This window comes from Burkholderia sp. ABCPW 14 (assembly GCF_001523835.1).
GTDB lineage: Bacteria > Pseudomonadota > Gammaproteobacteria > Burkholderiales > Burkholderiaceae > Burkholderia > Burkholderia mayonis.
Window position 1 is genome coordinate 11,804 of the sequence record NZ_LOVS01000047.1, and the last position, 19,203, is coordinate 31,006.

A 19,203-nucleotide genomic window follows, 5' to 3' on the forward strand; every position below is an offset into this window, starting at 1 on the left:
AGGGCCGGATCAGACGGAGAGTCTCGTCCGAATGTTTGGTAATCCTGACCACTGCGATTTATGTCGAATTCCTATCTGAAGGGGAAACGGGTTCTGGTGACGGGCGGGGCAAAGAATGTCGGCAAGGCGATCTGCCGCCGCTTTGCCGAGGAAGGCGCGCATGTCATCGTCAATTTCTTTCATTCGCTCGACGCGTCGAAAGAGACCGCGGCCGAGCTGCGTGCGCTCGGCGCGACGGTCGACGTCGTGCGCGCGTCGGTTGCGCAGCCGGTGCAGGTCGAGCGGATGTTCGACGAAATCGAAGCGAAGTACGGCAAGCTCGACATCCTCGTCAACAACGCGGCGTCGGGTGCGCTGCTGCCCGTCGACGACATCGAGGCCGCGCATTTCGACCGCGCGCTCGACACCAATCTGAAAGGCGCGTTCTGGTGCGCGCGCCGCGCCGCGCGGCTGATGGCGCGCGCGGGCGGCGGCGCGATCGTCAACGTGTCGTCGGTCGGCTCGACGCTCGTGCCGGCGAACTATCTCGTCGTCGGCACCGCGAAGGCCGCGCTCGAATCGCTGACGCGCTATCTGGCCGTCGAGTATGCGAGCCTCGGGATTCGCGTGAACGGCGCGTCGTCGACGCTGATCGACGGCGACGTCGCCGCGCAGTTTCCCGATCCCGGCAACACGAAGCGCTCGAGCATCGCGGCGACGCCGCTCGGCCGCCTCGCGACCGCTGAGGATCTCGCGGACGTCGTGCTGTTCCTCGCGTCGGATGCTGCGCGCTGGATCACCGGGCAGGTGATTGTCGCGGACGGCGGGCTGTCGCTGTGCAGCGAGGCGTTGTCGCCGCGGCGCGAGTGGCGCGCGGCGGCGGATTCCGCCGCGCCGAATGGCGATGTCGCGCCGTCGTCGACCGCGTTTCCGAGCCGGGCGAGCGCTGGCGCGGCGGCTGCGCCGGCGACGTCGGCCGCGCCGCACGATGCGGGCCTCGGCGCGCCCGCGGCGAAGCACGGTGCCGACGTTGCCGGAACCGTGGCCGCGTCGGCGGGCGCGCGGAATGCCGTGAGCGCGCATGCGTTCGCGCCGTCAACCGATTCGGCCGTGGCGCATGCGCCGGCCGCATCGGCATCCGATGTGCACGCGGTTGCCCCGGCGCCGTCAGCCGCGTCTTCTCGCAAGGATGCGAGCATCGCCGCATCGTCGCCTTTTTTCGTGGCGGCGGCGCTCGCGAGCGAGAACGCGAATGCTAGTGCATCGAGCGCATCGAGCGCATCGAGCGCGCGCGGCGCACGTCCCGCAGTGTCGGCCGACGTAATCGGCGCGCCCGACGCCGAAAGCGCGTCCGAAGACGACGCTGACGAAATCGCCGTTGTCGGCATGGGCGTCGCGCTGCCCGGCGCGAGCGACCCGGAAGCGTTCTGGCAGGCGCTGCTGAACGGCCCCGAGCTGTTCGGCAACGTGCCGCCCGATCGTTGGGATTACCGATCGTTCTATTCGCCGGATCTGTCGGCGGAGGACAAGAGCTACCAGTCGCGCTCGGTGTTCATCGAGCGTTTCGAGCCCGAGGCCCGCCTGCGCGCCGAGATCGAGGCCGCCGCCGCGCCCGGCGAACTGACGACACTGTGGCTGCGCCATTCGCTGCGCCAGGCGCTCGACGGCGTTCGCGTTCGCGCGGGCGACCGCACGTCGTTTCTCGTCGGCTACACGGCGGACGGCAGTCAGCACCTCGAAGAAGGGATGGTGCTCGCGGCGATGCGCGCGCGGTTGCGCGACGCGCTCGACGAAGCCGGTGCGCCGCCCGAAGAACGCGAGCGCAGCATCGCGCAGATCGACGCGGTGCTGCGCGCGCGCTACGCACGCGGCACCGGCGAGCTGTCCGAGTTCTTTCCGCATCGCGTCGGCCTGAATGCGATGCGCGGCGTGCTGCCCGACGACGCCGAATACATGATGGTCGACACCGCGTGCTCGTCGTCGCTCTATTCGGTCGACCTCGGCATCAAGAGTCTGCTCGCCGGCAAGCACGACGTCGTCGCGTGCGGCGGCGCGTTCGCGCTCGCGCCGCGCGGCTCGATCCTGTTCTCGAAGCTGCACGGGCTGTCGAGGAGCGGCGAAGTGCGGCCGCTCGACAAGGCGTGCGACGGCGTGCTGTTCGCCGACGGCGCGGGCGTCGTGATCCTGAAGCGCCTGAAGCGCGCGCTCGCCGACGGCGACCGCGTGCTCGGCGTGCTCAAGGCGTTCGGCTCGTCGTCGGACGGCAAGGGCAAGGCGATCTACGCGCCGAATTCGGCCGGCCAGCGCATCGCGATCGATCGCGCGTACCGGCAGACCGACGTGCCGAAGGATGCGGTCGACTGGGTCGTCGCGCACGCGACGGGCACGCCCGCGGGCGACCTCGCCGAATTCCAGAGCCTGCGCGACATGCTGAAGCGCGACCGGCCGGTGTACGTGACATCGAACAAGTCGCTCGTCGGCCATACCGGCTGGGCGGCGGGCGTTGTGTCGCTGATCCAGGTACTGCTCGCGCTGGAGCATGGCCGCATTCCGCCGCAGCATCGCTTCTCCGAGCCGCCGCAGGAGTTCGACATCGACGCGAGCGGCTTTACGATTCCGACGCGGGCCGTCGACTGGCCGCGCAAGACCGATGCGGCGCGCGTCGCCGCGGTGTCGGGCTTCGGCTTCGGCGGCACGAACGGCCATCTGATCGTCGGCGAATACCGGCCGGACTTGCGTGCGTCGAAGCCTGCCGCGCGCGTCAATCGCGAGCCGCTCGCGATTGTCGGCTGGTCCGCGAAATTCCCCGGGCTCGACGGCCGCGACGCGATCGCCGCGTGGCTGAACGGCGCGAGCGCCGCGCCCGGCGCGAGCTTCGGTCTCACGTATCCGCTGCCGAGCTTCGATCGCGTGCGGATGCCGCCCGCGGTGCTGCGCGCGCTCGACCGCTGCCAGTTGATGGCGCTCGACGCCGCGCACGACATGCGCGAGCAGTTGCGCGACTACTGGGGCGCGCATGCGAACGCGATCGGCATCGTGATGGGCCACATGGGGCCGACGCGCAACGCCGCGCTGTACGCGAGCCGCTGCTATCTCGACGACATCGCGACCGCCGTGCGCGCGAGCGTCGACGATGCGTCGCGCCCGGCGCTCGACGATGCGCTTGCGCGCGTCGCCGAAAAAACGAAGCGCCTCGTGCCGCCGACGACCGAAAATGCGTTCCCCGGCATGATGCCGAACGTGATTCCCGCGCGCGTCGCGAACTATCACGATCTGCACGGGATGAACATGACGGTCGACGCCGGGCACGCGTCGACGCTTGCCGCGTTCGAAGTCGCGTCGCGCTTCCTGAGAAGCGGCGAGCTCGACATGGTGATCGTCGGCGGCATCAACGGCAACTCGGCCGACGAAGTGCAGCCCGCGTTCGATCGGCCGCTCGCCGAAGGGATCGTGCTGTTCGCGGTGACGACGAAGGCGCAGGCCGACGCGGCCGGGCTGCCGGTGCTTGCGTGGGTCGAGAGCGACCGCGCGTTCGCGGACGTTTCCGCGCCGCAATGCGCGCTGCGCGATGCCGACGGCCGCGAAGTCACGTACGCCGGCGCCGACGGCGCGCTCGCCGTGCTGCGCGCGCTCGTCGGCGGTGAGGGCGCCGCGTCGGTCGCGTTGGGCAACGATCGCGATCGGGTGCGCTTCGGCTTGCGCGTCGATCGCAACGCGCCGCCGGTCGGCGACGAAAGCACGCGCACGCACGCCGTTTCGGATGCGCCCGGCGTGGATGCGCCCGGCGTGTCCTCGGCAGCTCCGGCGGCTCCGGCGGCTCCGGCGGCTCCGGCAGCTCCGGCAGCTCCGGCAGCTCCGGCAGCTCCGGCAGCTCCGGCAGCTCCATCGGCTCCCGTTTCTTCTCACCTTTCGATGTCGTCGTCGACGCCCGTTGCGGCTTCGGCATCGACGGCGCATGCCGTCGCGCCGCTCGCGACGACCGTGAGAACGGAGTCGACGGCGCCCGCTGCGCCGCCCGTCGTCGCCGCTTCGACCGAGAAGCGCGTGCCGATTCCCGCGACGCTGAAAGTGACCGATGTCGCCGCCGACGGCGAGCCGCTCGGCGTCGCCCGCTATCGGATCGATTTGCAGGAAACGCCGTGGCATGCCGGCGCGGGCGCGATCGCGTATCTGCCCGCGGGCAGCGTCGTCGTGACCGACGCGCCTGAGCTGCTCGACGGCATCGGCATGCTGCCCGCTGATCTGCTCGTGCTGTCCACTCGCGCGACGACGTTCTCGCGCGCGCGGCTCGTCGTCGTCGATACGCTGGGCGAAGCCGCGCTGCAAGGGGTGATTCCCGCGGGCACGCGCCACGTGCGGCTGCTGACGTCGCTGCGCGCGCGCGCGCTTGCGCCGGATCGTTTGTCCGCCCCGTCGCCCGAGCTGCTGAAGCTGCACGACCTCGCGTTCCTCGCGCTCAAGCAGTGCTACGACGGCGTCGCGCAGCAGGGCTCGTTCATCGCGCTGCTGCTCGACGCAGTGAAGGAAGACGTGCTGCATCCGGATGCGGGGATGTTCACGGGCCTCGTGAAGGCGCTCGCGATCGAGCTGCCGCATGCGCGCTCGCTCGCCGTGCTGACGGACGACGCGGATATCCGGCAAGGCGTCGCACAGGCCGAGCGCGAGAGCGGCGCGCAGCATCTGCTGCCCGTCGTCGCGCTCTGCGGCGGCCGGCGTCTGACGCCGCGCGTGACGCGCGACGCGGGCGAGCTGCCCGCCGACGGCTTCGCGCGGCTCGATCCCGATTCGGTCGTCGTCGCATTCGGCGGCGCGCGCGGGATCACGGCCGAGCTGATGAAAGCGGTCGCCGAGCACTTCCAGCCGACGATCTACCTGATCGGCAGCAGCGGGCTCGACGCATACGGCCCCGACGTGTTCGCGGGCAGCGACGAAGCGTTCGCGCGCCGTCGTCCCGACTACATCCGCGAGCAGAAGGCGCTCAATCCGCATCTGCCGGTGCCCGCGATCATCAAGGCGTTCGAGCGCCAGGTCGACGCGCGCGCCGCGCGCCGCAACATCGACGTGATGAAGTCGTACTGCGGCCCGAACAAGGTGTTCTATCTGCGCGCCGACGTGCTCGATGCAGGCAGCGTGCGCGCGGCGGTCGACAAGATCGTCGCGGCGGGCCAGCCGATCGATTTCGTCGTCAACGCGGCGGGCCTGAACCGCTCCGCGTCAGTCGACGTGAAGTCGTTCGACGATTTCGTCGCGGTGCGCGACATCAAGATTCGCGGCTACTGGAACGTGCGCGACGCATTCGGCGCCGCGCCGCCGCGCGCGTGGTGCAACTTCGGTTCGTTCATCGGCCTGACGGGCCAAGCGGGTGAGACCGACTACGCGTCGGGCAACGATTTTCTCAACACGCAGGCCGCCTATCATCGCGCGGCGCTCGCGCGCGACGAGTTCACGATCGGCTGGACGCTATGGCGCTCGGTCGGTCTCGGCGCGAATCCCGTTACACGCGCGTTCCTCGAGAAGAGCGGGCTCTTCACGAGCATGCGGACCAACGAGGGCATTCATCACTTCCTGCGCGAGCTCAATCTGACCGAGCGCGCGGCGAGTTCCGTGCATCTCGGCGCGGCCGAGCGGCGCGCGATCGAGGCGCATCTGCCGACGTTCTTCGGAACGCCCGAGTCCGCGCCGGCCGCGCGGACGGAACGGTCCGTGCAAGCGCCGAGCTACGCGCCGAACGTGCAAACCGCGCCGGGCGCGCGTGCCGGGCAACCGGCGCAGCGATCGCATCCGGCGCCGCCGCGCGATCGCATCGTGCCGCCGCCGAGCCACGATTTCTATCTCGGCCGCGAAGTGCGCCGCACGAGCGACAGCGTGACGTTCGAGCGCATCTTCGATTTGCGCACCGATGCATACCTGCAGCACCACGTCGTGAATCGCTTCGCGACGCTGCCCGGCACGTTCGTGCCGGAGCTCGCGGCCGAGGCGGCGATGAAGCTGTTGCCGGGGCTGCGCGTCGTCGGCTTCCGCGATGCCGCGTTCCGCCACTTCCTGCGCGTGTACGACGCGCAGCGGCCGAGCACGAAGCGCATTCACGCGCAGGTCGTCGGCCGCGAAGGCGAGGCCGCGGTCGTGCAGGTGCGGATCACGGGCGACGTGCTCGCGCCGAACGGCCAGGTGCTCGTGCAGGACAAGCTGCACTTCGAGATCAAGGCGCTCGTCGCGCCGCGCTACGCGAGCGCGCCCGTCTGGCCCATGCGGCCGGACGAGCCGCGCACGCCGGTCGCCGATCCGTACCACTTCGAATCGGCGCCCGTGCGCCTGACGGGCATCTTCGTGTCGACGGCCGATACGGGGGTCACCGCGTCGGGCAAGGTCGCGCGCTACCAACTGAACGTCGCGCCCGGCGACCCGGTGTTTTCGCGCTTCGTCGTCCCGAGCATCATGCTCGACGGCCTCGCGCGCGTCGCGGTGCTGAACTATGTCGCGGGCGATTACATCCCGCTCGCCGCGCCGGTGTCGATCGGCCGGATCGATCTGTACGAAGGCGGCAACGACTGCGAACTCGCACGCCGCTACGACCGGATCGATCTGTATGCGACGCCCCGCGAGTTCGCGCTCGAGGGCGCGCACGCCGGCAACCGCTTCGCCGCGGTGCGCTCCGACGGCCGCATGCTGATGGAGATGAGCGATGTGTCTGGCGTCGTGATCGGCTACGTGCACCGGACGACCGGCGCGTACGCGACGAAGGCCGAGGTCGACGCGCTCGCCGCGCGCCTTGCAACCGAGCGGGAGACGGCATGAGCAAGCACCGCCAGGCGCCGGGGCCGCGCGGCAGCCTCGTGATGGGCAACCTCGCCGCATACAAGCGCAATCCGATCACGATGCTGCTGCGTTTGCACCAGCAATACGGCGACGTCGCGCGCAACCGGCTCGGGCCGTTCGTCACGCATGCGCTCGCGCATCCGGACCACGTCCAGTACGTGCTGCAGGAGAACCATCGCAACTACGTGCGCGGGCGCTTCTACGACAACTTCAAGATGTTCTTCGGCGACGGCCTGCTGACGACCGACGGCGAATTCTGGCGTCGCCACCGGCGCGCGGTGCAGCCGCTTTTTCACAAGAAGCAGGTCGACGCGCACGCGGCCGCGGTCGGCGACGCGGCGCTCGCGCTCGCGCATCGCTGGAGCGCGCTGCCGCCGGGCAAATCGATCGACGTCGTCGAGGAGATGATGCACCTGAGCCTGCGGATGCTCGGGCTGATGGTGTTCAACACCGACGTGTCGACGCATGCGCAGGCGGTGGGGCCGGCGGTGCGCTTCGGGATCGAAGCGATGATGCCGCAGGGCAACATGAACGACTTCATCCCGCGCTGGGCGCCGACGCGCTTCAATCGCCGGATCGCGCACGCGCGCCGCGCGATCGACACGATCATCGCGAAGATCATCGCCGATCATCGCGACGAACGCTGCGAGCCGAGCGACGTGATCTCGCTGCTGCTGAATGCCCGCGATCCCGACACCGGCGCGCCGATGACGCAGCAGGAAGTGCACGACGAAGTGATGACCGTGTTCCTCGCGGGCCATGAGACGACGGGCGCGGGCCTCGCGTGGGCGCTGTATGCGCTGGCGCAGCATCCGGCGGTGCTGCGCCAGCTGCGCGACGAGCTCGACGCGCGCCTCGGCGGGCGCGCGCCGACCGTGCAGGACTTCGAACAATTGCCGTATCTGACGCAGGTCGTCGACGAGTCGCTGCGCGTCTATCCGCCGATCTGGGGCTTCACGCGCGATCTCGTCGAAGACGACGAGATCGGCGGCTATCGGATTCCGGCGCGCTCGTCGGTGTTCATGTCGCCGTACGTCACGCATCGCCATCCGGCGTTCTGGCGCAATCCGGACGCGTTCGATCCGGAGAACTTCGCGAGCGATGCGGCGGCCCGCCATCGCTTCGTCTATTTCCCGTTCGGCGGCGGGATGCGCAAGTGCATCGGCTTGCAGACCGCGCTGCTGCAGATGCGCGTGCTCGTCGCGGTGGTCGCGCAGCATTTCGATCTGAACGTGCTGCCCGGCCATCCGATCGAACTCGGCGCGACGATCTCGCTGCGGCCGGTGCACGGCATCCGTCTGATCGTGAAGCCGCGCGAGCGTCAGCAGAGTCATCTCGCGCGCGTGCGCGAGCACGAGGCCGCGCGTGCGCTGCGGCCGCTCGGCGATACGGTCGAGCCGACGGGCGCCGCGTGTCCGATGGCGGCGGCGGGCGAGATCGGCGCGAGCGCGGCGGCGGGGGCAGCGGCGGAATCGGCGCAAGCGCTCGATGCCGCGCATGCGAGCGGCGCAGCCGTCACCGACGAGCGTGCGGCGACCCGACAACACGCCGACGCCGCGAGGCTGTCGCTCGCGACGCCGAGCGCCGCGGCGCCGCGCGATGCAGCCGCCGACGCGAGCGCCCGCGGCGTGCCCGCATGGCGCTTCACGTGGCGGCCGGCGACCGTCGATCCGATTCCCGATGCGCCATCGCCCGCGTTGAGCGGCAAGCGGATCGCGCTCGTCAACGGGCGCGGCGGCACGGTCGAGCGCATCGCGGCCGCGCTCGCGCGGACGTGCACGAAGGTGTCGGTGTTCGCGCCCGCCGCGAACGCCGATTACGCGGAGGCTGCGCGAACGTTCGTCAACGAAGCGGGCCCGCTCGACGGCATCGTCGATCTCGGGCTCGAAGCGCCGTTCACGCTCGACGACGCGAGCGCATGGGAAGCGCCGATGCGCCGCACGGTCGAGCTGCTGAAGGCGTGCTACGGCGACTGGGCGGCGGAGGACGATACGTCGCGGCTCTTCTACGTCGCGCTCACGTGGATGGACGGAATGATGGGCTATGGCGACGCCGCCGCCGGCGCGCAGCCGCTCGGCGGCCTGTGGGCGGGACTCGCGAAGACGCTGCCGCAGGAGCTGCCGAACTGCAACGTGCGCGTGCTCGACATCGCGCCCGACGAGACAGGCCGCGTCGACCGGCTCGTCGTCAACGAGCTCTATCGCTGGGGCCTCTTCGAGGTCGGCTACCGGCAGGGCGTGCGCTACACGCTGCACGCGCGGCGCAATGAACTGCCGCCGCTTGCCGTGGATGCGCGCACGACGCTCGCGCCGGGGGACACCGTGCTGTTCTCGGGAGGCGCGCGCGGAATCGGCCTGTTGTGCGCGCGTGCGCTCGCCGAGCGTCACGGCTGCACGGTGATCGTCACGGGACGCGAGGCGCCGCCCGACGGCAGCGAGCCGTGGATGGCGCTCGACGACGAAGGCTTCAAGCGATACGGCCTCGAGCAACTGCGCGCGGCGACGCCCGACAATCCGCCGAAGGCGATCCGCGCGACGCTGCAGCGGCTCAAGCGGCGGCGCGAGTTGAAGGCGGCGCTCGACGAGATGGCCGCGCTCGATTTGCCGGTCCGTTATCGGGTCTGCGACGTGACCGACCGCGCGGCCGTGCGCGCGCTGTGCGACGAGCTCGGCGATTCGCTGCGGATGGTGATCCACAACGCGGGCGTCGACCAACCGGTGCGCCTGATCCAGAAGGGCGCCGACGACTTCGCGCGCACGGTTCGCACGAAGGTGCTCGGCTTCGCGAATCTGTGCGATGCCGTCCGCACCCGGCCGCGCCTTGTGCAGTTCTGCAACGTCGGCTCGTTGACGGGCCGCTGGGGCGGGATGACGGGCGAGACCGACTACGCCGCCGCGAACGAAGGGCTCGCGCGCCTCGGTCTCTGGGCGGCGAAGCATGCGCTTGCGCCCGCGTGCGGCGTGAAGACGCTCGTGTGGCCGACGTGGGAAGGCATCGGGATGATCACGAACTTCGCGGTCACGCAGCGCTACATCACGCCGATGAACGTCGACGAGGGCGTGCGGCATTGGCTGCGCGAACTCGCGTCGCCGGGCAGCGGCGAAGTGATGTTCATGGGCGCGGTCGGCCGCGCGCCGACGCCCGTGCAGATCAAGGGCTTTCAGCCGATTCGCGAGCTGCCGAACATCGGCGAGCTCGTCACGCGCCGGCATCACGTCGGCGAGCCGCTGCGCTTTCGGCCGTTCAAGCGCTTCGAAGGCCGCTATGCGATCGATCCGGCCGTCGCGCCATACGCGCACGCGTTCCGCTTCAACGGCCGGGCAGTGTTGCCCGCATCGCTCGTGCTCGAGCATGCGTGCGCGGTCGGCGACTGGGTGATGCCGCCGACGGGCGAGCCGCGCGACCTGAGCGAGATGACGAACGTCGTGCTGCGCCTCGACGCGCTGCCCGACGTGTCGAACGGCGGCGCGCCCGTCGAGATCGGCAGCGAGGCGGCCGGCTACATGATCGGCGACGTCTGGTGCGTCGACGTGCGCTGCAGCGATGCGCGCACGCAAGCCGAACTGCTCAGCATGACGCTCGTCTACCGGCCGGAGCCTGAGCAGATCGGCGCCGCGTATGCGCGGCCGCCCGGCGCGACGCCCGAACCGCCGAGGCTGACGAGCGCGCCGCACGCCGCGTGGAACGGCGATCTGCTGCCGGCGGGCGACTGGAGCGTGCCCGACGACGCGTCGGCCGGCATCGTGCGGATCGGCCGCGTGCCGCCCGCCGCGGTGCTGAGCCTGTGGACACTGCCGTTTCCGCTCGAGCTGCGCCTGCCCGTCAATCACGTCGAGCACGTGCTGCGCGTACTGCTCGCCGAATGGGGCGCGGCGCAATCCGACGCGCCCGCTGTCTGGCGAATCGGCGGCGCGAAGCTCGCGCGGCTGCCGGCGTCGTCGGCCGACGGCGTCGTCGAGTACGCGACCGGCCGCTTCGCGGTGGTCGACGCGCGCGGCTACGTGCTGCTGCGCCTCGACGACACGCGCGTCGTCGCCGCGCAGGCGACGCGGCCCGAAGCGGGCGCGCTCGCCGACCCGCTGACGGCATGACGCGCGACCGCCCAAATGAAGGAACGACAACGATGACAACGACGAAAACGACGATGGAACCGACAGCGGCGACGGCAGCGACGGCGAGCTCGGCGAACCGGGATTGCAGCAACCGCTACTGCATCATCGGCGGCGGCGCGGCCGGCATCGCGACGGCGAAGAACCTGCGCGAGCACGGCATCGCATTCGATCTGATCGAACGCGAAGACGACATCGGCGGCACGTGGTACTACGGCAAGCCGTGCAGCGCGATCTACAAGTCGGTGCACATGATCAGCTCGCGCGCGTTCTCCGAATACACGGACTACCCGATGCCAGCCGATTATCCGACGTACGCGCGCGGCGATCAGGCGCTCGCTTACCTGCGCGACTACGCGCACCGCTTCGGCGTCTACGAGCACGCGGAGTTCAACCGGACCGTGCTCGAAGTCGCGCCGCTCGCGGACGGCGGGCTGTGGCGCGTTGAACTCGACGGCCACGAGGTGCGCCACTACAAGGGCGTGTTCGTCTGCAACGGCCATTTGTCGAAGCCGCAGGTGCCCGACTATCCGGGTCGCTTCGACGGGTTGCAACTGCATTCGGCGCTGTACAAGACGCCTGACGTGCTGAAGGACAAGCGGGTGCTCGTCGTCGGCGCGGGCAACTCGGGCTGCGACATCGCGGTCGAGGCGGCCCATCACGCGCGCGCGGTGTTCCATAGCACGCGGCGCGGCTACTACTACTGGCCGAAATTCCTGTTCGGGATTCCTGCCGATCGCTGGGCCGAGTGGCCGCTGAAGCTGCGCCTGCCGCTGTGGGCGCGGCGCTTCTTCGGCGTGCGGCTCCTGCGCCTGACGACGGCCGGCCAGCCGGAAGACTACGGCCTGCCGAAGCCGGACCACAAGCTGTTCGAAGCGCACTTCATCATCAACTCGACGCTGTTCTATCACCTCGGACACGGCGATCTCGTCGCGAAGCCGGATGTCGTCGAGCTGAAGGGCGACCGCGTCGCGTTCTCGGACGGCAGCGAAGAGCAGATCGACGCGATCGTCTATGCAACGGGCTTCCAGCTCAGCTTTCCGTTTCTCGACCCGTCGTACCTGCAATGGGACAAGATGCAGCCGCGCCTGTATCTGAACATCTTCGATCAGGCGCATCCGAACCTGTTCTTCATCGGCCTGTTCCAGACGTCGACCGGCAACTGGCCGCTGATGGACTATCAGGCGCAACTCGTCGCGCGCTATCTGCGCGCGCGCGACGCCGCACCGCGCAAGGCCGCGCGGATCGATCGGCTGATCCGGCGAGACCGCTCGAACTGGAATGGCGGAATTCACTTCAGCGACACGCAGCGGCACGTGATCGAAGTCGAGCATTTCGCCTACCGGCTGCAACTGAAGCGGCTGATTCGCGCGCTGCCCGATTCGCGCGTGGCGGCGCGGCAGCGGCGGCCCGTGGCCGTCGCGACCGCGGCGCAAGCGCCGGCGCCCGCCACGCCCGCCACGGTTGCCGCCGGGCGCGTGCAAGCGGGAGAGGCATGATGACGATCGTCTGCGTCGAGAGCATCAGCAAGACCTATCTGCTCGACAGCGTGAAAGTGACCGGCCTGGCCGGCGTGTCAGTCGACATCGACGCGAACCGCTTCACCGTGCTGAGCGGCCCGTCCGGCAGCGGCAAGACGACGCTGCTCAACATGATCGGCTGCATCGATCGGCCCGACGCGGGGCGCGTCGTCGTCGCCGGGCAGGACACCGCGACATTGACCGACGACGCGCTGTCCGACTTCCGCGCGCGGGAGGTCGGCCATGTGTTCCAGTCGTTCAACCTGCTGCCCGTGCTGTCCGCGTACGAGAACGTCGAGTATCCGCTGCTGATGGCGCGCACGCCCGCGCGCGAACGCGCGGCGCGCGTCGCGTACCTGCTCGACGCGGTCGGCCTGAGCGGCAAGGGCGCGCATCGGCCGAGCCAGCTGTCGGGCGGCCAGCGGCAGCGCGTCGCGATCGCGCGCGCGCTTGCAGCGGGGCCGTCGCTCGTGCTCGCCGACGAGCCGACCGCGAACCTCGACAGCGTCACGGGCCGGGCGATCATCGCGCTGATGCACCGGATGCAGCGCGAGAGCGGCGTGTCGTTCATCGTGTCGTCGCACGACCGCCAAGTGCTGGACGCAGCCGACGACGTCGTGCAGATCCGCGACGGCCGCATCGTCGATCGTCGCCGCATCGCGCAGGAGGCGCAAAGCTGATGCATACCTTCATGTTGGCGCTGCGCAACCTGCAGCGGAACCAGCGGCGCTCGATCACGACGCTGCTCGCGATGATCGTCGGCGTCTGCGCGATCCTGCTGTTCGGCGGCTTCAGCAAGGACATCACGTTCGGATTGCAGACCGATTTCGTGCGGCGCAGCGGGCACTTGCAGATTCAGCGGCACGGCTATTACCAGTACGGCAGCGGCAATCCGGTCGCGTACGGGATCGGCGGCTATGAGCGTCTGATCGCGCAGCTGCGCGATGATCCGGTGCTCGCGCCGATGATCGCGGTGATCACGCCGACGCTGCAGTTCGGCGGAATCGCCGGCAACTTCGAAGCGGGCGTGTCGCGCACGGTGCTCGCGCAGGGCGCGATCGCCGACGAGCAGAACCGGATGCAGCAGTGGAACGACTATGGCTTCCCGCTGGCGCCGAGGCCATATCCGCTCGTCGGCACCGTGCCCGATGCGGCGCTCGTCGGGCACGGCGTCGCGCGCGTGCTGCATCTGTGCGCGCCGCTGCACGTGCCCGATTGCGGCGATGGCGATCACGCGAAGGACGCGGCGAGCGCGGCGTCCGGCGCATCCGCAGCCGATGCGCCCGCGGACGTGATCGCGCTCGCGGCGGCCGAAGCAGACGCGCAAAAGAGCGAGCGCAACGGCGAGCGTGCCGGCGCGACGCACATCGAGGTACTCGCGGCGAACGCGTACGGCGCGCCGAACGTCGGCGGCTTCACGGTCGTCAAGGCCGAGCAGCAAGGCGTGAAGGAGCTCGACGACGTGTATCTCGCGATGCACCTGCCGCGCGCGCAGCGGCTCGTCTACGGCGGCGACGCGCCGCGCGTGACGGCTGTCGAGATCCAGCTCGCGCGCACCGCGCAACTGCCCGCCGCGCGCGCGCGGATCGAGCAGTTGTTCGGCGGCCGCTTCGAAGGCCAGCCGCTCGACGTGCTCGACTTCGCCGCACTGAATCCGTTCTATGACCAGACGAACCGGATGTTCTCGATGATCTTCGGCTTCGTGTTCGTGCTGATCGGCGCGATCGTGCTGTTCGTCGTCAGCAACACGATGAGTACCGCGATCCTCGAGCGGACCGTCGAGATCGGCACGCTGCGCTCGATGGGCGTTCGCCGCGGCGGCATCCAGGCGCTGTTCGTCTGCGAAGGCGCGCTGCTTGGCCTTGTCGGCGCGTCGATCGGCGTGCTCGTCGCGCTCGGGCTCGCGTTCGCGGTCAATCACAGCGGGCTCGCGTGGACGCCGCCCGCGCGGATCGACTCGGTCGCGCTGACGGTGCGCGTGTGGGGCGAATGGCGGCTGATCGCGCTGACGTTCGTCGGGCTCGCGTTCGTCGCCGGGCTGTCCGCGTGGCTGCCTGCGCGCCACGCGGCGCGGCTGTCGATCGTCGACGCGTTGCGCTACGCATGAGCCGCGGCAATTTTTAGTTTGAACAACGAAAGATCGAATCGATCGGGAGGTGGAGCGTGCGTCGCTTGTTTCGTACATGGTGGGTCGGCTTGAGTCTCGGCGCGGCTGTGCTCGCGCACGCGCAGACGCCGCCCGATCCGCAGAAGCTGCTTGCGCAGAGCGACGCGATCCGGACGCCGGCGAAGTCATTCGTGCTGACCGCGACGCTGACCGAATACCGGTCCGGCAAGCAGGTCGACGGCAACACGCTGTCGATCTATTCGAAGCCCGACGCGCCGGGCGGCGCGTTCCGCACGCTGGTGCGCTTCGTCGCGCCCGCGCGCGACACGGGCAAGCTGATGCTGAAGAACGGCAACGACCTGTGGTTTTACGATCCGGCGAACCAGGCGAGCATCCGCATTTCGCCGGACCAGCGTCTGCTCGGGCAGGCGGCGAACGGCGACGTCGTCACCGTCAATCTCGCGCACGACTATCAGGCGGAGCTGAAAGGCGCCGAGGACGTGATGGACGGCGATCGGCAGACGCGGCATTGCTACAAGCTGTCGCTGACGGGCAAGGCTCAGGGCCTCACGTACCACCGGATCGAGATGTGGCTCGACGCGTCGAACAGCCGGCCGGTCAAGGCGAAGTTCTATTCGGAAAGCGATCGGCTGCTGAAGAGCGCGTTCTATCGGCGCTATACGACGGAGCTCGGCGTCGAGCGTCCGACCGAGACCGTGATCATCGACGGCCTCGATTCGAACTGGGTGACGGTGATGCGTTTTTCCGGATACGCGTGGCGCGATATTCCGGACGCATGGCTGCAACGCGACTATCTGGCCCGCTTTCAGGCGCAATGACGCGCAGATCGTTGGCGGTCCTGATTTGCGCGGTCGCGGCGGCGGCATCGGCGGCGATGCCGTCGCACGCCGCAACCGCCGGCGACGCGGACGCGGCGAACGAAGCGACGAACGCGGCGCTCGATCTCGCGGACGCGACGCCTGTCGCCGCGACGGAAACGGCGCGGTCGTGGAAGTTCAGCGTGCAGGATGCCGTGCGTTGGAGCGACGAACGCGATGCGGCTTCATCGTGGCGTAATCAGTTATCGCTCGAATTCCAGTTCGAGCATGCATTGACGCCGACGCTGAACGTGAACTTCGCGATGCGGTTCGACCGCTTCGATCCGCTGTCGTCCGGTGCGGCGTCGCATCGCGACGTAATGCTCGTGAAGGAGGCGTATGCAAGCTGGAAGCCGTCGCCGTTGCTGGCGATCGATGCGGGCCGGATCAACGAGCGCATCGGCGCGGCGATCGGCTACAACCCGACCGATTTCTTCAAGGCGGGCGCGGTGAGCCTCGACGTGCCGCCCGATCCGGACAGCCGGCACACGAACCGGCTCGGCAGCGTCGGCGTGCGCGCGCAGCGCGTGTGGGACTCGGGCTCGATCGCGCTGATGCTGTCGCCGCGGCTCGCGAGCCGCAGCGTGCCGGGCGATCCGTCCGCGTCGTCGGACCTGCGGCGCACGAACGGCGTCGATCGCTGGATGCTTGTCGGCAGCCAGCGGATCACGCCGGCGATCCAGCCGCAGTGGGTGCTGTACGGCGAGAGCGGACAGTCGCCGCAGTTCGGGCAGAATCTGAGCGTGCTGCTCGGCAATGCGATCGTCGCGTACGCGGAATGGACGGGCGGCTGGCGGCCGTCGCTGCTCGGCGCGGCGACGGGGGGCGGCAACCGGGATCGCGCGTTCCGCTCGCGCTCGGCGGTCGGCTTCACGTGGACGCTGCCGGTCGACCTGTCGTTGACGGCGGAACTGCAGAGCAACAGCGGCGGCGCGTCCGCATCGCAGTGGCGCGCGCTGCAAGCGAGCGATCCGTATGCGTGGGGCCGCGCGGTGCGCACGTCGATCGCCGCGCAGGAACTGCCGTCGCGGCATGGGCTGTTCCTGATGGCCGCGTGGCGCAACGTGTTCGTGCGCCGCCTCGATCTGACGGGCTTCGCGCAGCTCGATCTCGGCGCGGGGCAGCAGTACTGGGTGGAACTGCGGCGCCGCTTCGACAAGTTCGATGTCGCCGTGCAGTTCCTGCGGCAGACGGGACCGTCGTGGAGCCGCTTCGGCGCGATGCCGGAAGCGAGCAGCGTTCAGGTGCTGGGCATTTTTTATCAATAAGACGTTGTCAATCGTCCAATAACACGGGCCACCATACGATGAGCAAACGCATTCTGCAAATCGCCACCGCGATTCTCGCGGCCGTGCCGGTCGTCACCGGCGCGCTCGGCATGATGGGCATCCACGATCCGCTGTACGCGTCGCTCGGCGTCGCGCTGCCCGCCGACGCGACGCTCGACAGCAATCTGCGTTTCTACGCGGGCGTCTGGTTCGGGCTTGGACTCGGCGCGTTCTACACGATCCCGAACATCGAGCGCAACGGCGTGCTGTTCCGCGCGCTGTGGACGATGATCTTCGTCGGCGGAATCGGCCGGCTGATCTCGCTCGTGTCGCTCGGCGCACCGTTGCCGCCGTTCATCGGCTTTACCGTACTCGAGATCGCCGGTGCGCCGCTGTTCGTCTGGTGGCAGAGCCGCGTCGCGGCGACGGCGGGCTGACGGACGAGGCGGGGCGGGAGGCGCGGCCGGTCCAGCCGGCGCGCGTTTGAAACACTTAGGTTGACTGACGAATGATGGTGGAAGAATTGGCGCACGCGACGTTGCACGACGACATGTCGGCGCTGCGGTTCAGCGTCGCGAGGCCGTCGGCTGCGCTGACGGAGCGGTTGATGCGAGGCGAGGTGCACGTGTGGCGCGCACGCGCCGACGAGGCGGGGTCGTACCTGAAGCGCGATTGCCTGTCGCTCAGCGAGCACGAGCGCGCCGCGCGGCTCAAATACGGCGCGCATCGCGAGCTGTTCGTGTTTGCGCGCGCGATGTTGCGGGTCGTGCTCGGCGAGTACCTGAGCGTCGATCCGGCGCGGCTCGTGTTCGACGTCGAGCCGGGCGGCAAGCCAGTGCTGTTCGGCCGCGATGTCGAATTCAGCGTGAGCCACGGGAGCGGCGCGGTGCTGGTGGCGATCGCGAAGAAGCGGGTCGGTTGCGATCTCGAATCGCTCGATCGAAAGATCGACGTCGATGCGCTCGCGGCCGCCAGCCTCGGCGAACGCGAGCGTGACCTGTTCGCGCAAACGCCGGCCTGCGCGCGCCACCGGCTGCTGCTGCAGCTTTGGACGCGCAAGGAGGCGCTGCTGAAGGCGCACGGCACGGGCCTGCGGCGCGATCCGCGCGAGCTGGAGATGCCGTGGCCCGCGCTGCCCGCCGCGCGAGACGAATGCGCGAGCGACGGTGTGCGCTGGGCAGTCGCCGACGTCGCGCTCGGCACGGCATGGCGCGCCGCGGTCGCGATGGAGGATCGCGGCGCCGACATGCACGGATTCTGTTTGGGGTGGTGAGCTGCCGCCCGGCGCCGCGACTGCGGCGAACGGGCGTGCGGCATCGTTCAGGTGTGGCTTGAAATAGGGGATTTCAACAATGAATTCGATGTTCGAATGCGTCGCCGCGGCGGCGCGCGTCGCGAGGAAAAAACTGGGGAGAGCGTGGGCGGCCGGGATCGTCGCCGTGTTTTGCGCGCTCGCCGCGCCGCCGGCCGTGCATGCGGATACCGCAGCGGGCGCGGTCGACGACTACGCGGCGACGCGCTATCCGATCATCCTCGTCCATGGCCTCACGGGCACCGACGACTACTTCGGAATCCTGCCGTACTGGTATGGCATGCAGTCCGATCTGCAGCAGCACGGCGCGACCGTGTTCATCGCCGATCTATCGGGATTCCAGAGCGACATCGGCCCGAACGGGCGCGGCGAGCAGCTGCTCGCGTACGTGAAGCAAGTGCTCGCCGTCACCGGCGCGCAGAAGGTCAACCTGATCGGCCACAGCCAGGGCGGACTGTCGTCGCGCTACGTCGCGGCGGTCGCGCCGGATCTCGTCGCATCGGTGACGACGATCGCGACGCCGCATCGCGGCTCGCAGTTCGCCGACTTCGTGCTCGGCGCGCTGAAGCTCGATCCGACCGGCCTTGCGACGCCGATCTTCGGCAAGCTGCTGAATATTTTCGGGATCCTGACGAGCCACACGCACAACACGAATCAGGACGCGATCGCCGCGCTGAACGCGCTCAGCACGCCGTACGCGACGCAGTTCGACGACCAGTTCCCGAGCGCGGGCCTGGGCGCGCCGGGCGCGTGCGCGCCGGGTGCGCCGAGCGAGACGGTCGCCGGCAACGTGCACTTGCTGTATTCGTGGAGCGGCAGCGCGTACCAGCCGATCACGGTGTTCGGCCTCACGACGGGCGCCGTCGACAAGAGCACGATCCCGGTCGTCGATCCGGCGAACGTGCTCGATCCGTCGACGCTCGTGTTCCTGACGGCCGGCAACATCATGGCGCTCAAGCAGGCGGGGCCGAACGACGGCTTCACGTCGACCTGCAGTTCGCTGTACGGAACAGTGATTTCGACCGACTACAAGTGGAACCACTTCGACGAGATCAACCAGCTGCTCGGCATTCGCGGCGCGTACGCGGCCGATCCGGTCGCGGTGCTGCGCACGCATGCGAACCGCTTGAAAATGCAGGGTGTGTGAAAGAAGGTTAAGCGGCGGCGCGCCGCGCATCGTATGATTATCCGGCGATTGCGCGGCCGCTTGCGCG

10 protein-coding genes are annotated in these 19,203 nt (G+C 69.3%); all 10 read left to right on the forward strand.

The window, feature by feature from the left end; genetic code table 11:
- Positions 1–60: 60 nt before the first annotated feature.
- Positions 61–6,774, forward strand: coding sequence for an SDR family oxidoreductase (locus WS62_RS06075; RefSeq protein ID WP_066568979.1), 6,714 nt, complete (start codon positions 61–63; stop codon positions 6,772–6,774).
- Positions 6,771–10,886: a cytochrome P450 gene (locus WS62_RS06080; RefSeq protein WP_066568981.1), complete on the forward strand. Its 4,116-nt coding sequence runs from the start codon at positions 6,771–6,773 to the stop codon at positions 10,884–10,886. The genes WS62_RS06075 and WS62_RS06080 overlap by 4 nt, the downstream gene beginning before the upstream one ends.
- 32 nt (positions 10,887–10,918) lie before the next feature.
- A complete protein-coding gene (locus tag WS62_RS06085) occupies positions 10,919–12,403 on the forward strand; it encodes a flavin-containing monooxygenase (RefSeq protein WP_066568986.1) in 1,485 nt (494 codons plus the stop codon).
- The gene (locus tag WS62_RS06090; RefSeq protein WP_066569045.1) at positions 12,403–13,104 is read left to right on the forward strand and encodes an ABC transporter ATP-binding protein; all 702 of its coding nucleotides are present in this window, start codon (positions 12,403–12,405) and stop codon (positions 13,102–13,104) included. The genes WS62_RS06085 and WS62_RS06090 overlap by 1 nt, the downstream gene beginning before the upstream one ends.
- Positions 13,104–14,531 (forward strand): ABC transporter permease, encoded by a 1,428-nt coding sequence (locus WS62_RS06095; RefSeq protein WP_066568989.1) that lies wholly within the window; start codon positions 13,104–13,106, stop codon positions 14,529–14,531. The genes WS62_RS06090 and WS62_RS06095 overlap by 1 nt, the downstream gene beginning before the upstream one ends.
- A 56-nt stretch (positions 14,532–14,587) precedes the next feature.
- Entirely contained in the window at positions 14,588–15,370 is a 783-nt protein-coding gene (locus WS62_RS06100) for an outer membrane lipoprotein-sorting protein (RefSeq protein ID WP_066568992.1), read from the forward strand.
- Positions 15,367–16,677 carry a hypothetical protein gene (locus WS62_RS06105; protein ID WP_066568994.1) on the forward strand — a complete coding sequence of 437 codons (1,311 nt, stop codon included), beginning with the start codon at positions 15,367–15,369 and terminating at the stop codon, positions 16,675–16,677. Before WS62_RS06100 ends, WS62_RS06105 begins: the two co-directional genes overlap by 4 nt.
- A gap of 38 nt (positions 16,678–16,715) precedes the next feature.
- Entirely contained in the window at positions 16,716–17,114 is a 399-nt protein-coding gene (locus WS62_RS06110; protein ID WP_066568995.1) for a DUF4345 domain-containing protein, read from the forward strand.
- A 71-nt stretch (positions 17,115–17,185) separates the two neighbouring features.
- Positions 17,186–17,950, forward strand: coding sequence for a 4'-phosphopantetheinyl transferase family protein (locus WS62_RS06115; RefSeq protein WP_066568997.1), 765 nt, complete (start codon positions 17,186–17,188; stop codon positions 17,948–17,950).
- Between the two features lie 79 nt (positions 17,951–18,029).
- On the forward strand, positions 18,030–19,136 hold the full coding sequence (locus WS62_RS06120; protein WP_066569000.1) for a triacylglycerol lipase: 1,107 nt from the start codon (positions 18,030–18,032) through the stop codon (positions 19,134–19,136).
- Positions 19,137–19,203 lie beyond the last annotated feature (67 nt).

Bases quoted from the DNA above. Each gene is read 5' to 3' on its own strand.
- WS62_RS06105 (WP_066568994.1), top strand. From the start codon at position 15,367: ATGACGCGCAGATCGTTGGCGGTCCTGATTTGCGCGGTCGCGGCGGCG.
- WS62_RS06085 (WP_066568986.1), top strand. From the start codon at position 10,919: ATGACAACGACGAAAACGACGATGGAACCGACAGCGGCGACGGCAGCG.
- WS62_RS06090 (WP_066569045.1), top strand. From the start codon at position 12,403: ATGACGATCGTCTGCGTCGAGAGCATCAGCAAGACCTATCTGCTCGAC.
- WS62_RS06115 (WP_066568997.1), top strand. From the start codon at position 17,186: ATGATGGTGGAAGAATTGGCGCACGCGACGTTGCACGACGACATGTCG.
- WS62_RS06095 (WP_066568989.1), top strand. From the start codon at position 13,104: ATGCATACCTTCATGTTGGCGCTGCGCAACCTGCAGCGGAACCAGCGG.
- WS62_RS06110 (WP_066568995.1), top strand. From the start codon at position 16,716: ATGAGCAAACGCATTCTGCAAATCGCCACCGCGATTCTCGCGGCCGTG.
- WS62_RS06075 (WP_066568979.1), top strand. From the start codon at position 61: ATGTCGAATTCCTATCTGAAGGGGAAACGGGTTCTGGTGACGGGCGGG.
- WS62_RS06080 (WP_066568981.1), top strand. From the start codon at position 6,771: ATGAGCAAGCACCGCCAGGCGCCGGGGCCGCGCGGCAGCCTCGTGATG.
- WS62_RS06120 (WP_066569000.1), top strand. From the start codon at position 18,030: ATGAATTCGATGTTCGAATGCGTCGCCGCGGCGGCGCGCGTCGCGAGG.